Below are 14,713 nucleotides of genomic sequence, written 5' to 3' on the forward strand. Positions count from 1 at the left end.
TGCAAACTCCTGTAGAGGATATCATCATGATTAGTCTAAGTGACTTAAGAAAATTTAAAGCCGAAGGACGTAAGTTCTCTTGTCTAACTTGTTACGATGCAAGCATGGCAAAAGCAATGGAACTTGCTGAAATTGATACAATCTTAATTGGTGATTCTCTTGGAATGGCAATTCAAGGGCGAGATTCAACTTTGCCAGTAACCGTTGAAGATATGGCTTATCATACGGCAGCGGTGCGCCGCGGTAATCAGCATGCCTTGATTATGACGGACTTGCCATTTATGAGTTATGCCACCTTAAATGATGCTTTGCAAAACGCAAGAACAGTTATGCAAGCTGGTGCTCAGATGATCAAAATCGAAGGTGGCGCGTGGCTAAGTGAAACTGTACAAGTGTTAACACGTAATGGTGTACCTGTATGTGTACATTTAGGTTTAACTCCTCAATCTGTACACGTATTTGGTGGCTATAAATTACAAGCTAAAACACGTGAAGCAGCTGATCAACTTATTGCTGATTGTACGGCAGTGGTTGAAGCAGGTGCGGTAGTTCTATTGCTTGAATGTGTTCCTGCTCAGTTGGGACAAGAAATTGCCGAACTATTTCCAAATACGCCTGTGATTGGTATTGGTGCGGGTAATGCGACTGATGGTCAGGTACTTGTAGTACAGGACATGCTTGGTTTAACTTTTGGTCGAGTTGCGCGTTTTGTCCGTAACTTTATGAAAGAACAATCTGGAGAAACAGCAATCCTAGACGCTTTTAAAGCTTTTCATGCTGCCGTGCAGGATCAGTCATTTCCAGCCAAAGAACATACTTTCCACGTTGAGCTGTAATTCATGAAAACAGAAACCACCATACAAGGTCTTGCAGCTTCTTTAAATCCTGCTAGAGCTGCGCGTAAAATTATTGGTTTTGTCCCAACAATGGGAAATCTACATGAAGGACATCTCACACTTGTTCGTGAAGCGAAAAAGTTATGTGATGTTGTTGTTGTTAGCATCTTCGTAAATCCAACTCAATTTGGACCGGGTGAAGATTTTGATAACTATCCTCGTACTTTAGAGCAAGATAGCCGTCTATTGGCCGATGTCGGCTGTGACATTATTTTTGCACCATCAGTTGAGCAAATGTACGGTACTCAGCCACGTTTAACCAATATAAGTGTTAGCCAAATTACTGATGCTTTATGTGGTAGTTCACGTCCTGGGCATTTTGATGGCGTAGCTTTGGTGGTCACCAAACTCTTTAATATTGTGCAACCTAACTATGCTTTCTTTGGTCAAAAAGATTACCAGCAGTTAGCAGTGATTCGTCAGTTTGTACAAGATTTAAATATCCCTTTAGAAGTCATTGGTGTGCCTATTGTTCGTGCAGCAGATGGCTTGGCTCTTAGTTCAAGAAATGGTTATTTAAGTCCTGAGCAACGTCAGGTCGCTCCGGTTATTTATCAGAGTTTAAAGCAAGCTGAGCAGCAGTTACATCAAGGCAAAGATCTACAACAAGTTTTAGAAGATATCAAAACTCAGTTGACAGATAATGGGTTTGTTGTGGATTATGTCGAAGCTCGTCAGTCAAATCTGTTACCTGCTACTCAGTTTGATCGTGATATTGTGTTGTTCATCGCGGCAAAATTGGGTGCAACTCGTTTGATTGATAATTTAGAAGTTGCCTTTACACCCCAATAAACAGATCAAAGGACAGCCATGCCATGAAGCGTATACTTATCGTGACAGGACAGTCTGGTTCAGGAAAATCTTCGGCTCTCCAAGTGTTAGAAGATTTGGGCTATTACTGTATTGATAATTTGCCTTTGGCATTGCTGCCCGAAATTGTGGCAAAGCTAGATCATGAAAATAATCTAGAGCAGTTGGCATTAGGTGTGGATGTTCGAAGCACTCGTGCAGATATGCAAGAGTTCGATCATGTTTTTGAGCAACTACAAAAACATGGCACAGTTGATGTGATTTATCTGACTACGCAAGATCAGGATTTGATCGCACGTTTTAGTGCATCGCGTCGCCCGCATCCATTGGCCAATCGTTTTAAAAGTCTGTTGCAATGTATTCATGAAGAAAAGCAGTTACTGCTGCCAATTCAGTTCCGCGCTACGGTTCATATTGATACAACGGATAAAAGTGTTCATGATTTAAAGCATATTTTACTGTCTAAATTGGGGCAGTCAGATAAGCTCATCGTAATATTGCAATCATTTGGATATAAACACGGCATTCCTTTAGATGCTGATTATGTTTTTGATGTACGGCATTTACCAAATCCGCATTGGGATTTAGAATTGAGACGTTTTTCTGGTTTGGATGAGCCAGTAAGACAATTTTTAGAAGCAAGTCCGCAAGCAAACGAAATGTTTGATGATATTCTTCACTTCTTAAAAAAATGGCTTCCAGCATTTGCTGAAGGACATCGTCACTATATGACGATTTCTATTGGTTGTACTGGTGGTCAACATCGTTCCGTTTATATCGTAGATAGACTAAAACAAGCACTTGAGGCAGAATGGTCTGTTCAGGTCTTACACAGAGAAATGAAGCACTGGTCATGATAGACACAACTGTTGATGTAATTAATAAACTCGGTTTACATGCTCGTGCATCAGGAAAACTGATAGAGGTTACTACAAAATTTCGTTCGTCGATCCAAATTGGAAAAGGCGATCATTTAGTAGATGCAAAAAATATTATGTCTTTGCTGATGTTGGGTGCCGGTAAAGGGACCACTTTACGATTGGTCATTGATGGTACCGACGAAGAGCAGGCATTAAATGAAGTACAGGCGTTATTCGCCGCAAAATTTTATGAGGCAGATTAATCGTGGCACGTCGTCCCCAACGTTATACTGAAGAAGATTTTGGCTCTTTAGAAGGACGTGCAAGTAAAACAGAACAGAAAAAAGCAGTTCAACGTATGGCTGCTTTAGGTGAGCAATTAGCACAACTTTCTGTTAAACAGATTCAAAAACTCCCAGTTGATGAACGTTTAATTGATGCGTTAATGGAAGTACAGAACATTAGTTCTTTTGAAGCTCGTCGTCGTCAGTTTCAACGTATTGGTAAATTATTGCGTAATGAAGATGAGACCGTTATTTTGTCTTATTTAACTCCGCAGCAAGGCGCAAAAAAGCAGGCTCAATTGATGCGTTGGGTTGATCGTATGATCGAACAAGGCGACCCTGCAATTAATGAATTTAGTAAAATTTATAATGCATCGGAGCGTCACACCTTGCGTCAGCATGTGTTGAGAATCAACCGTGATAAGAGTCAACAATTGAGTGAGGCAGAGCTTGAGGCATCAAAAGGTAAATTTGTAAACTATGTGCAGCAAATTGCTCTATTGTCTGATCAAGGCTAAATGCTTTTCCATAAAAAGCGACGCTCAAGGCGTCGCTTTTTTATTTATACATTTTCAGCCCGTTCTTTTGCCCATTCACGCAAGATAAATTTCTGTAATTTACCTGTAGATGTTTTTGGAATTTCTGTAATAACCACATCTTTAGGCACTTTAAAGCGCGCTAATTCTTTTTGGCAGTGTGCAATGATTTCTTCAGGCGTTGCTGTAGTACCCATCTTTAATTCAATAAACGCGCATGGTACTTCTTGCCAGCGCGCATCGGGTTTGGCGACTACCGCAGCGGTTAATACAGCAGGGTGTTTATACAACACATCTTCTACTTCTAAAGATGAAATGTTTTCTCCACCTGAAATAATGATGTCTTTTGAACGATCAGTAATTTTTGCATAACCATCTGGGTGACAAACAGCTAAGTCGCCCGTGTGAAACCATCCTCCAGCAAAGGCTTCTTGAGTCGCTTTAGGATTCTTCAAATAGCCTTTCATGACAATATTGCCACGGAACATGATTTCTCCCATGGTTTGACCATCATTAGGCACAGGTTCCATAGTCTCGGGATCTAATACACGCATGCTGTCTTGTAATGGGTAGGGTACGCCTTGACGGGAATGAAGTTGGGCTTGTTCAGCAATTGATAGCTCATTCCATCCAGATTGAGAAGCGCATAGTGCAGAAGGCCCATAAGTTTCTGTTAGGCCATATACATGGTTTACGTTAATCCCCATGTTTCGCATCCCTTCAATAATGGCAACAGGTGGAGCTGCCCCGGCAACCATGACTTCAACATGGTGATCAAAGTCCGTTTGTTTTTCTTTAGGTAAGTTAAGAATCATTGAAAGAACAATAGGTGCACCACAGAAATAATCAACTTTATGGGCTGCAATCAATTGCATGACTAATTCTGGATCGACTTTGCGTAAACAAATATTGGTTCCACCACTTGCTGCTATACTCCATGCAAAACACCAGCCATTACAATGAAAGAGGGGGAGTGTCCATAAATACACAGCACGCGGTTTCATTCCACAAGCCAAGATATTGCTTGCAGCGTTAAGATAAGCCCCGCGATGATGATAGACCACGCCTTTGGGATTACCTGTAGTGCCAGATGTGTAATTTAAGCTAATCGCATCCCATTCGTCTTCTGGTAAATGCCAAGAGAAGTTAATATCGCCTTGAGCGATCCACTCTTCATATTCAAAAGAACCTAAAAACTGATTTTCGCCTTCATATTCTGTATCAGCTACATCAATCACAATAATGTGTTGATTCGGAATAAGTGAGAGGGCCTCTCTTGCTAAATTCACAAATTCAGGGTCAACCAACAGTACTTTACTTTCAGCATGTTCCAACATGAAAGCGATTGTTTTTGCATCTAAACGTGTATTGAGAGTATTAAGTACCGCACCAGCCATAGGAACTGCAAAATGTGCTTCAATCATGGCTGGAATATTTGGCAATAAGACAGATACCGTATCATTTTTCTCAATTCCCAGTTGCTTGAGCTGAGATGCAAATTGGCAACAACGTTGGTAAGTTTCTTTCCATGAAATTTGGCGCTTACCATGAATAATTGAAGCTTGATCTGGGTAAATATAAGCCGCACGCTCTAGGTAGCGTAGAGGTGATAATGCAACAAAGTTTGCGGGTGTACGTGGTAACTCATCATAAGCACTAACCATGTGAAACAACTCCGTGTTCTATTTTTAATTCATTCTTTGAACATATGATTTAATATTAATCAAAGCATCTATGCTTTAGTCTTAAAGAGCGATACCCTCCAGTCAAAAAATGAGCAGAAATGCTATTTTCTTCATCTTAAACCACTTGTGTTAAACATGTTTAAAAATCATCTCAATATATTTTTTAAGTCATTTATTGCTGTTTACGTGATAAGCAAAATGTATTTATGATTTTATGGACTCAAAGGTTTTCACATTGCTTGAACAAGTGTAAAATCTTTCAGGTTTTTTAACTTTGATTTACACCGTTTTTATATTTTGAGGTTCGCCTCGATCATAATCTCGCGGTGAAATGCTCCTTCGTATAGGGCATCACTCCTTAAGGATTTTTTTATGCCAATTATCACATTGCCAAATGGCGATCAAAAGAGTTTTGATCACGCTGTATCTGTTATGGACGTTGCCCAAAGTATCGGGCCTGGTCTAGCAAAAAATACTGTTGCTGGCCGTGTAAATGATCGCTTAGTTGATGCATGTGACTTAATTACCGAAGATTCGACCTTACAAATTATCACTCCAAAAGATGAGGAAGGTCTTGAAATTATTCGCCACTCTTGTGCACACCTTGTAGGGCATGCTGTTAAACAGCTTTTCCCGGAAGCCAAGATGGTGATTGGTCCAGTCATTGAAGAAGGTTTTTACTACGACATCTGGATGCCACGTCCTTTTACCTTGGATGATATGGCAGCTATCGAAGAGCGTATGAAAAAGCTCATCGATCAAGATTACGATGTCGTTAAAAAAATGACACCACGTGATGAAGTTATTGCTGAATTTACTGCGCGTGGCGAAGAATACAAATTACGCTTGATTGCAGACATGCCTGAAGAAACACAAATGGGCTTGTACTACCATCAAGATTATTTGGATATGTGTCGTGGTCCGCACGTACCGAATACCAAATTCTTAAAATCGTTCAAGCTCACTAAAATCTCTGGTGCATACTGGCGTGGTGATGCGAAGAACGAACAGCTTCAACGTATTTATGGTACAGCTTGGGCAGACAAAAAACAGCTCGCTGCATACATCAAACGTATCGAAGAAGCTGAAAAGCGTGACCATCGTAAAATTGGTAAAGCTTTAGACTTGTTCCATATGCAAGAAGAAGCACCAGGTATGGTGTTCTGGCATCCAAATGGCTGGACTATTTACCAAGTACTTGAACAATACATGCGTAAAGTTCAGCAAGACAACGGTTACCTTGAGATTAAAACACCACAAATTGTAGATTTTACACTGTGGGAAAAATCAGGTCATGCGGCGAACTATGCTGACAACATGTTTACAACTCATTCTGAGAATCGTAACTATGCCGTTAAGCCAATGAACTGCCCATGTCACGTGCAAGTGTTCAACCAAGGTTTGAAGTCTTACCGTGATTTACCGATTCGTTTAGCAGAGTTTGGTTCTTGTCATCGTAACGAACCATCAGGTTCTTTACACGGCATTATGCGTGTACGTGGCTTTACACAAGATGACGCACATATTTTCTGTACTAAAGAACAGATCGGTCAAGAAGTTGCAGACTTTATTAAGCTGACTTTAGAAGTTTATAAAGATTTTGGCTTTGAAGAAGTGCAAATGAAACTTTCTACACGTCCAGAAAAACGTGTGGGTGATGATGCACTTTGGGATATGGCTGAAAAATCTTTAGCAGATGCTTTAGATGCAGCGGGTCTCGAATGGGAATTACAACCTGGTGAAGGCGCGTTCTACGGTCCGAAAATTGAATTCTCATTGAAAGACTGTCTCGGACGTGTATGGCAGTGTGGTACTATTCAGTGTGACTTCAACTTACCAGAACGTTTAGATGCGTCTTATGTGACTGAAGACAATGATCGTGATCAGCCTGTGATGTTGCATCGTGCAATTCTTGGTAGTTTTGAGCGTTTTATTGGTATACTAATTGAACACTACGCTGGTTTCATGCCACCTTGGTTGTCGCCGTTACAAGCTTGTGTCATGAATATTACGGACTCTCAAGCTGAAGCTTGTGAGAAAGTCGTAGCAAAACTCAAAGAAAATGGCCTTCGTGCTATTTCTGACTTGAGAAATGAAAAAATCGGATTTAAGATTCGTGAGCGTACTCTAGAGCGTATTCCTTACCTATTAGTTCTTGGTGATCGAGAAGTTGAAGAAGGTACAGTGAATGTGCGTACCCGCTCAGGAAAAAATTTAGGTACTATGTCAGTAGATGCATTCATTGACTTAGTGAAGTCTGCCGTCGCCGAACGTGGCCGGTATATTGTGGAGTAAGAAAGATTAAACAGCCTGACCGTAACCAACAACAAGGTGCAAAAAGCAACCGTCCAGCAATTAACGACGAGATCCGTGCAAAAGAAGTACGCCTCGTTGGTGCTGACGGTGAGCAAAAAGGAATTGTTTCATTAAATGAAGCACTGCGCGCTGCTGAAGAGGCAGATCTTGACCTAGTTGAGATCGTTGCAAACGCCGAGCCGCCTGTTTGTAAAATTATGGATTACAACAAGCACTTGTTTGACCTTAAGCAGAAGCAAAAAGATGCGAAGAAAAAACAGCATCAAGTGCAAGTGAAGGAAATCAAACTGCGCCCTGCAACTGATGTTGGTGATTATCAAGTTAAGCTTCGTGCTATTTTGAAATTCCTTGAAGAAGGAAACAAAGTGAAAATCACTTTACGTTTCCGTGGTCGTGAAATGGCTCACCAACAACTTGGCTTAGCTCAATTACAAAAAATTGAAGCGGATGTCGCTGAGTTTGGGGTTGTGGAACAAGCACCTAAAATGGAAGGCCGTCAAATGGGTATGTTACTTGGACCGAAAAAGAAAAAGTAATACTCAAAAAAAGCACTGCAAAAGCAGTGCTTTTTTATATCCTTATCATAATAAAAAAAGATGATTTAACTTTTATCTATTCAGTTTGATTTAAGACAGTTGCTATATTTTGAAAGAAATTCAATTCTTGAATTTTATGTATTTTTTAGTGTTGGAAATCTCATCGTCCCTCTTAAAACATGCTATAACGCAAGACGCAGTCATGATAACGATGAATAGGAAAATAGAATGATTGATCTATATTATTGGGGAACTCCCAATGGACATAAAATCACAATTGCCTTAGAAGAAATGGGACTGGACTACACTCTTTACCCAATCAATATTTTAGAAAATGATCAATTTCAACCAGACTTTCTGAGAATTTCTCCAAATAATAAAATTCCGGCAATTGTTGACCAAGATGGACCTCGTGGTGAGCCAATTTCAATATTTGAATCAGGCGCTATCTTGCAATATCTAGGTCGAAAAACTGGATTATTTTATCCAACTGATGAGCAAGAACGAGTTGAAGTTGAACAATGGCTCATGTGGCAAATGGGTGGGCTAGGGCCTATGCTTGGGCAGAATCATCATTTTAACCGCTTTGCACCAGAAAAAATTCCCTACGCTATAGACCGGTATGTAAATGAGACTAAACGTTTATATGGTGTATTAAACAAACAGCTTATTGGTCAGAAGTTTGTTGCAGGTGAATACTCGATTGCTGATATGGCAATTTTACCCTGGATCTTGCGCTATGAATGGCAGGGTATTCAATTAGAAGATTATCCTTATGTACAAGAATATGTTGTACGTTTAACGGCACGTCCTGCGGTACAAAAAGCATTATCAATCAAAGTCATCTAATTCTTATTGGTAGCCTAATGAATAAAGTGAAAGGTGATTTGGTCTAATTTAATATGCTAAGTTACTTTTTACTTTTTTTGAGCGCGTTTGGGGCGGCTACATTATTACCATTACAATCAGAGGCTGTGCTCGCCACCTTATTATTAAAAAAAGAATATTCTGCTTTCCTTCTAATTTCTATCGCTACTTTCGGAAATGTACTGGGCTCGTGTGTGAACTGGTGGCTTGGTTTAAAAATAGAGCAGTTTAAACACAAAAAGTGGTTCCCAGTTTCTGAAAAACGTTTAGAACAAGCTCAGCGTTTTTATCATAAATATGGGTTTTATTCGTTGCTGCTAAGTTGGACACCTGTGATTGGTGACCCAATTACTTTAGTTGCGGGTTTATTCAAAGAAAATTTTTGGCGCTTTTTAATTATCGTTTTGATTGCTAAAGCAGGGCGTTATATTTTTATTTATTGGGTGATTACAGATTTTATCTAAAATAAAAGCATCTGAAGATGCTTTTATTAAAATGGTTTAATTAGTCTTCTGAGCTTTTAGTAATATCGACTTTAAATAGGTCATTGGTTTTTAGCCAACAAAATGTGACCACTGCAAGTGTCATACAACCACCAAAAATAGTTGCTGCAATCGTTCCTAAATATTTAGCTGCTAAACCTGACTCAAATGCACCAAGCTCATTACTTGATGAAACGAACATGCCATTTACGGCAGCAACGCGACCACGCATATTTTCTGGTGGAAAAATTTGCAAAATGGTTTGTCTAACCACAACTGAAATACTGTCACAAGCGCCTGTCATAGCCAACGCAAATAGTGATAACCACATGTTATTTGAGAACGCGAAAAGAATCGTGAAAACACCAAATCCTGCAACAGCAAGTAGCATGTTACGCCATGCATGCTGAGTTGGTGGGAAGCGAGTCAAAGCAATCATAGTGACGAGCGCTCCAATAGATGGTGCCGCACGCAAATATCCCAGTCCTTCTGGACCGACTTTTAAGATATCTTCTGCGAAAATTGGTAATAATGCGATGACTCCACCAAATAAAACAGAAGCTAAATCAAGAGAAATTGCCCAAAGAACAATTTTAGTTTTCCAGATAAAACGGAAACCATCTCCTAAACTTTCTAAAACATTAGCAGTTTCAATTTTAGGAAAACTACGCTTATGCAATAGGTTAATTAAGATAAAACAAATACCAAGTAAAACTGCAACACTAAATAGACTTGTTTCTCGGCCTAAATAGGCAAGCATGAAACCACCAAGCATTGGCCCGATAATTACACCACTTTGCCAACCGATCGTCGTCCATGTTGCTCCATTTGCATACAGTTCACGAGGAATCAAAAATGGTTTTAAAGATGTTGCAGAAGGATTGTAAAAACCACGAATTGTACCTAAGCCAAAAATAACCGCATAAATACCCCAAGAAAGGAAATTTACGCTGATATGACCTAAACCATGCAGATGGAACAACGACCACAGCACTAAAGGAAGAGGAACCGAGAAAAACAAACAGATTTTCATAATAATCTGTTTATTAAATCTATCTGCAAAATAGCCACCCCAAAGAGAAAGAGCAATAAAAGGGATGGCTTCTGCGAGTCCAATTAAACCTAGAGTCAGAGGGTCTTTGGTGATTTGATAGAGTGAGTAGGCAACAATAATTTCTTGAATCAGAATTGCTAAAGTTAAGCAAAATTGATTAATCGTAACAATTGAGAAATCTCTGTAGCGTAAGGCAGCAAATGCATCATGTTTCTGCATTAGGAATATCGTATGTTGATAATTTGATCGTATTATAAATGGAAAAAAGCACAGGCGCTTTATTTATTATTGATATTGCTGACACTATGAAAGGTGAAAAAAGTCTTTCTTTGCACTCATAAAAACAGTAACTAATAGTTTTAATTTTGCTCAGGTTGCTATAAAATACGCGCTTCCTTACCTGCAGGTCGATTTTGCAATGGTGCGATCGTGCCGAACAGGTGCCCAAAAGAGGTTACTATGGCTAAGTTAAAAACTCGCCGTGGTGCAGCTAAACGCTTCAAAGCGACTGCAAACGGTTTTAAGCGCAAACAAGCATTCAAGCGCCACATTTTGACCAAAAAATCTGCTAAACGTATCCGTCAATTACGCGGCTGTGTAATGGTTCATGTTTCTGACATGAATTCAGTTCGTCGTATGTGCCCATACATCTAAGGAGATTATAAATGGCTCGTGTAAAACGTGGTGTAGTGGCTCATCGTCGTCACAAAAAAATTCTTGCTCGCGCTAAAGGTTACTATGGTGCTCGTTCACGCGTTTACCGCGTAGCGTTCCAAGCGGTAATCAAAGCTGGTCAATACGCTTACCGTGACCGCCGTCAAAAGAAACGTCAATTCCGTGCTCTATGGATTGCGCGTATCAATGCTGGTGCTCGTCAAAATGGTTTGTCTTACAGCCGTATGATCGATGGCTTGAAAAAAGCTCAAGTGATCATCGACCGTCGCGTATTAGCTGACATCGCTATGCATGATGCAGTAGCATTTGCTGCTTTAGCTGAAAAAGCTAAAGGTGCATTAGCTGCATAAGCTTAGAGATTCAAAAAAGAGGCCGCTTTTTAGCGGTCTTTTTTATTTTTAGCGGTTCTATTTTAAAAAGAGATAACAATCAGAGATAAAAGATGAAAGACGAAAAATTTCTTAATGATTTAATTCAAAAAGTACAGCAAGGTCACCAGTTCAAATATCTATATTTCTGGGGACATACTCCTAAGAAAGTTGATATTGTTGATAAAAGCTGTTTTAGCCAGTGGTTTCCTGCGCAATTTGAAATTGAGGGTGTTGAGTACTTTACTGCTGAGCACTATATGATGGTGCAAAAAGCAAAATTATTTAATGATGAAAAAATTTTTGCACAGATTTTGCAAGTTAAACATCCGAATGAAGCAAAGCAACTCGGCCGCAAAGTACGTAATTATGACGAACAGATATGGCGAGAGAACCGTTTTGATATAGTGGTGCAGGCGAATTTTGCCAAATTCTCACAGCATCCTGAGTTGAAGAAATTCTTATTAGCAACGAAAGACCGTATTTTAGTTGAAGCATCTCCAGTCGATAAAATTTGGGGAATTGGTATGGCGCAGGACCATCCACATATTCAAGATCCATCTCTATGGCAAGGACTAAATTTGTTGGGTTTTGCTTTAATGCATGTTCGAGGGCTACTTTTAACTGAGTAGGTTGGTGTGAGACCAATCAATGCTTCACTTTAAAAGTAGTGACGTGAGGGAAGTAAATTGAAATCATTAAATGACATGGATATTCGTATAGCATCACTTAAGGATGCATTATCTATTGCAGAAGTACATGTACAGGGGTGGAAAGAAACCTATACAGGTATAATTAAGCAAGAAATATTAGATGAGCTTAAAATCCTAGATAAGGAGTTATTATGGAAAGAAATAGCAAAAAGCCCTGATCACAAGTTATTTGTCTATACTGAAAATGGGGCAGTGAAAGGCTTTCTCGATGGTTATTTAAACCCAGAAAATAATATTGCTGAAATTATGGCTTTTTATCTTTTAAAAGAAGTTCAAAAGCAAGGCATGGGACGTGAGTTATTTCAAAAGTTCTACCAATACGCTTTAAATCAAGGATACAGTTTTATTCGCTTAGAAGTTTTTAATAAAAATCCAAGTCGTTTCTTCTACGAAAAAATGGGAGCTAAATTAATTGGGGAAGCCGAACTACCTGAGTTCGGCCCCGAAATAACAGAGTTATTTTATCAATGGGAACTCTAATCTTTAAAGTCCAAAATAATAAGCCAAAGCACAAATAATAATCGTTAGAATAACCAGTTTAATAACGCCTGAACCAGTACCTTTATGGGGCTGAGATTTGAGATGCTGTGGATTTTCATTTGATTGCTCAAATGGAGATGATTTAACTACAGGCACCATCTGGGCTGTCTGATAATGGTTGGCAACTTTTACAATAAGCTTGGCAAACAAATCATCAGTTTTTTGTGTAAAGTTTCTTAAATTGATGAGTTGCTCTTGGTCTAGTTCTTCTCCCAAAGAATCATTTGCAAGGCGTTTCTTTTGTTCTAAATAATCAGCTAATGCTTGAGTACGAGATAAAAGTTGATGGGCATAATCTGCGGGATAATTCTCTGGAATTAATGCAAGTTTTGGCTCTAAGCTTTTAATGTTCGTACCATCAAAAAGAGCATTTTGAAGTTCTGGTTCCTCAAAGCCTGCTGCATATTTACTACGAAATAATTCACTATCCATAAAATCAGCTATTTCTTGCCATGGCGGATTTTTTAAATCAGCTTCAATTTTTTTTGATAATTTTTCATTGAGTTCAAAACGCCAGAAAGTTTCTAAACGAAGCTCACAGGTTTGTGAGCCAGGGGCTTCAAACTCATTATCATTGTTATACCATTCGGCAAGCTCATGGCCAAAAATCCAAGCAAATTTCTTATCATTCTGATGACTCACGATAAAATGAGTATAAGGTAAGAGCTCGACATTACTGTTTGGATTTTGCTCTTCATTGAGAAGGCTTGATAAATGTAAGCTGAGCTTTGAGGTACCTTGTTTTTTTAATGCTTCTAGCCAAACTTGGAAGTGTTGGGCCAACAAATGTTGAGAAGTTAAGTCACGAAACTGAAAACTATGATGGTCGAAAATATGATGTTGTCGCCATTGGTTAAAGCTTAAATTCTGACGGAGGTATTCATTACCATATGTCACAAGCGTAAGTTGTTGTTTCCAAATCTGATTAAGCGCCATAATAGTTGATCTCATTGACGATGCTACTATCTTATACGTTTTATCTTTTTGTTGCCTAATACATTTTTCATGATGGATAAACTTCATCAATTCGATGAAAAACTGTTAGAATGCAGTGTTTTATTATATTTTTTAAATTTGTTGCTTTGAGAGTTAATATGTCACTGGAAGCCCTGACCACAGAAGCGCTTGCTGCCATTGCAGCAGCTCAAGACCTTGTTGCACTTGATCAGGTGCGTGTGCAATTTACAGGGAAAAAAAGCCAGCTTGCAGAACAATCGAAAGCATTAGGGAAAATGGACCCTGAAGAACGCAAAGTACAAGGTGCTGCGATTCATGCTGTTCGAGAAACAATTAATACTGCATTAACAGAGCGTCAAGCGGCACTACAACAGGCAGCACTTGCACAAAAGCTAGCAAGTGAAACGATTGATATTACATTGCCGGGCCGTGGTCAACGTATTGGTACAGTTCATCCTGTTACTCAGGTACAAGAGCGAATTTGTCAGTTCTTCACTAAAGCTGGTTTTACAGTTGCAACCGGTCCAGAAGTTGAAGATGACTATCACAATTTCGAAGCATTAAATATTCCTGGTCACCATCCGGCACGTGCTATGCACGATACTTTCTACTTTGATGCCACTCACTTGCTACGTACGCATACCTCTGGGGTACAGATTCGTACAATGGAGACGAGTGAGCCGCCAATTCGTATCGTATGCCCTGGCCGTGTTTACCGTTGTGATTCGGATCAAACGCATTCGCCAATGTTCCATCAGATCGAAGGTTTATACGTTGCTGAGAACACAAGCTTTGCTGAATTAAAAGGTTTATTGATCAACCTACTGAATGAGTTTTTTGAGAAAGATTTAAAAGTACGTTTCCGCCCTTCATATTTCCCATTTACAGAGCCTAGTGCAGAAGTAGATATTATGGATGAGCGTGGACGTTGGTTAGAAGTATTAGGCTGTGGCATGGTGCATCCAAATGTATTGCGTGCTGCGGGTATTGATCCTGATAAATACAAAGGCTTTGCTTTTGGTTTAGGGGTAGAGCGTTTTGCAATGTTGCGTTATGGCATTAATGATTTGCGTATGTTCTATCAAAATGATGTGCGTTTCTTACGCCAATTTGCCTAACAATTTTTCAGGATTA

At 39.4% G+C, this 14,713-nt stretch carries 17 protein-coding genes and 1 pseudogene; 15 read left to right on the forward strand and 3 right to left on the reverse strand.

Annotated elements, in window-relative coordinates; translation table 11 throughout:
• The first annotated feature begins 26 nt into the window (after nt 1–26).
• The 5 genes from panB to yjgA are packed head-to-tail and all read left to right on the forward strand — an operon-like array spanning nt 27 to nt 3,368.
• Entirely contained in the window at nt 27–836 is an 810-nt protein-coding gene (gene panB / locus RMA94_RS04495; RefSeq protein ID WP_311081993.1) for a 3-methyl-2-oxobutanoate hydroxymethyltransferase, read from the forward strand.
• 3 nt (nt 837–839) lie between these two features.
• Nucleotides 840–1,688: a pantoate--beta-alanine ligase gene (gene panC / locus RMA94_RS04500; RefSeq protein ID WP_002117191.1), complete on the forward strand. Its 849-nt coding sequence runs from the start codon at nt 840–842 to the stop codon at nt 1,686–1,688.
• A gap of 23 nt (nt 1,689–1,711) precedes the next feature.
• Nucleotides 1,712–2,563: an RNase adapter RapZ gene (gene rapZ / locus RMA94_RS04505; RefSeq protein WP_005066272.1), complete on the forward strand. Its 852-nt coding sequence runs from the start codon at nt 1,712–1,714 to the stop codon at nt 2,561–2,563.
• Nucleotides 2,560–2,829, forward strand: coding sequence for an HPr family phosphocarrier protein (locus RMA94_RS04510; RefSeq protein WP_000567533.1), 270 nt, complete (start codon nt 2,560–2,562; stop codon nt 2,827–2,829). The genes rapZ and RMA94_RS04510 overlap by 4 nt, the downstream gene beginning before the upstream one ends.
• 2 nt (nt 2,830–2,831) lie before the next feature.
• A complete protein-coding gene (gene yjgA / locus RMA94_RS04515; RefSeq protein ID WP_130173180.1) occupies nt 2,832–3,368 on the forward strand; it encodes a ribosome biogenesis factor YjgA in 537 nt (178 codons plus the stop codon).
• A 44-nt stretch (nt 3,369–3,412) separates the two neighbouring features.
• On the opposite strand, the gene RMA94_RS04520 is transcribed toward yjgA, so the two are convergent.
• Nucleotides 3,413–5,050: an acyl-CoA synthetase gene (locus RMA94_RS04520; protein WP_311081994.1), complete on the reverse strand. Its 1,638-nt coding sequence runs from the start codon at nt 5,048–5,050 to the stop codon at nt 3,413–3,415.
• A gap of 393 nt (nt 5,051–5,443) precedes the next feature.
• Here RMA94_RS04520 and thrS point away from each other — a divergent pair, with 393 nt between their 5' ends.
• From thrS to RMA94_RS04540, 4 genes are all read left to right on the forward strand, one after another.
• Nucleotides 5,444–7,366 carry a threonine--tRNA ligase gene (gene thrS, locus RMA94_RS04525; protein ID WP_069122297.1) on the forward strand — a complete coding sequence of 641 codons (1,923 nt, stop codon included), beginning with the start codon at nt 5,444–5,446 and terminating at the stop codon, nt 7,364–7,366.
• Between the two features lie 5 nt (nt 7,367–7,371).
• A complete protein-coding gene (gene infC / locus RMA94_RS04530) occupies nt 7,372–7,923 on the forward strand; it encodes a translation initiation factor IF-3 (protein ID WP_075383312.1) in 552 nt (183 codons plus the stop codon).
• A gap of 228 nt (nt 7,924–8,151) precedes the next feature.
• Nucleotides 8,152–8,772 (forward strand): glutathione S-transferase N-terminal domain-containing protein, encoded by a 621-nt coding sequence (locus tag RMA94_RS04535; protein ID WP_032056074.1) that lies wholly within the window; start codon nt 8,152–8,154, stop codon nt 8,770–8,772.
• 53 nt (nt 8,773–8,825) lie between these two features.
• Nucleotides 8,826–9,254 carry a YqaA family protein gene (locus RMA94_RS04540; RefSeq protein WP_057077543.1) on the forward strand — a complete coding sequence of 143 codons (429 nt, stop codon included), beginning with the start codon at nt 8,826–8,828 and terminating at the stop codon, nt 9,252–9,254.
• A 40-nt stretch (nt 9,255–9,294) separates the two neighbouring features.
• Here the strand turns inward: RMA94_RS04540 and nreB are convergent, their stop codons facing one another.
• The gene (gene nreB, locus RMA94_RS04545; protein WP_032056076.1) at nt 9,295–10,545 is read right to left on the reverse strand and encodes a nickel resistance MFS transporter NreB; all 1,251 of its coding nucleotides are present in this window, start codon (nt 10,543–10,545) and stop codon (nt 9,295–9,297) included.
• A 38-nt stretch (nt 10,546–10,583) separates the two neighbouring features.
• Between nreB and RMA94_RS04550 the strand changes: the two are divergent.
• The 5 genes and pseudogenes from RMA94_RS04550 (at nt 10,584) to RMA94_RS04570 (ending at nt 12,562) form a co-directional block, all read left to right on the forward strand.
• A pseudogene (locus tag RMA94_RS04550) lies at nt 10,584–10,798 on the forward strand (hypothetical protein).
• The gene (gene rpmI, locus RMA94_RS04555) at nt 10,786–10,980 is read left to right on the forward strand and encodes a 50S ribosomal protein L35 (protein WP_002054552.1); all 195 of its coding nucleotides are present in this window, start codon (nt 10,786–10,788) and stop codon (nt 10,978–10,980) included. Before RMA94_RS04550 ends, rpmI begins: the two are co-directional and overlap by 13 nt.
• An 11-nt stretch (nt 10,981–10,991) precedes the next feature.
• A complete protein-coding gene (gene rplT / locus RMA94_RS04560) occupies nt 10,992–11,351 on the forward strand; it encodes a 50S ribosomal protein L20 (protein ID WP_000124858.1) in 360 nt (119 codons plus the stop codon).
• Between the two features lie 92 nt (nt 11,352–11,443).
• Nucleotides 11,444–12,001 carry an NADAR family protein gene (locus tag RMA94_RS04565; protein WP_069036423.1) on the forward strand — a complete coding sequence of 186 codons (558 nt, stop codon included), beginning with the start codon at nt 11,444–11,446 and terminating at the stop codon, nt 11,999–12,001.
• Between the two features lie 57 nt (nt 12,002–12,058).
• Nucleotides 12,059–12,562: a GNAT family N-acetyltransferase gene (locus RMA94_RS04570; RefSeq protein WP_161282891.1), complete on the forward strand. Its 504-nt coding sequence runs from the start codon at nt 12,059–12,061 to the stop codon at nt 12,560–12,562.
• A 3-nt stretch (nt 12,563–12,565) separates the two neighbouring features.
• Here RMA94_RS04570 and RMA94_RS04575 read toward each other — a convergent pair whose 3' ends face one another.
• Nucleotides 12,566–13,558: a hypothetical protein gene (locus RMA94_RS04575; protein WP_311082015.1), complete on the reverse strand. Its 993-nt coding sequence runs from the start codon at nt 13,556–13,558 to the stop codon at nt 12,566–12,568.
• Nucleotides 13,559–13,716: 158 nt separating this feature from the next.
• On the opposite strand from RMA94_RS04575, the gene pheS reads away from it, so the two are divergent.
• Complete coding sequence (pheS, locus tag RMA94_RS04580) at nt 13,717–14,697, forward strand: phenylalanine--tRNA ligase subunit alpha (protein ID WP_002117277.1); 981 nt, start codon at nt 13,717–13,719, stop codon at nt 14,695–14,697.
• Nucleotides 14,698–14,713: the final 16 nt, after the last annotated feature.

Origin of the sequence: Acinetobacter sp. V115_6, from assembly GCF_031799025.1 — a bacterium.
In the GTDB taxonomy this organism is placed as follows: domain Bacteria; phylum Pseudomonadota; class Gammaproteobacteria; order Pseudomonadales; family Moraxellaceae; genus Acinetobacter; species Acinetobacter pittii.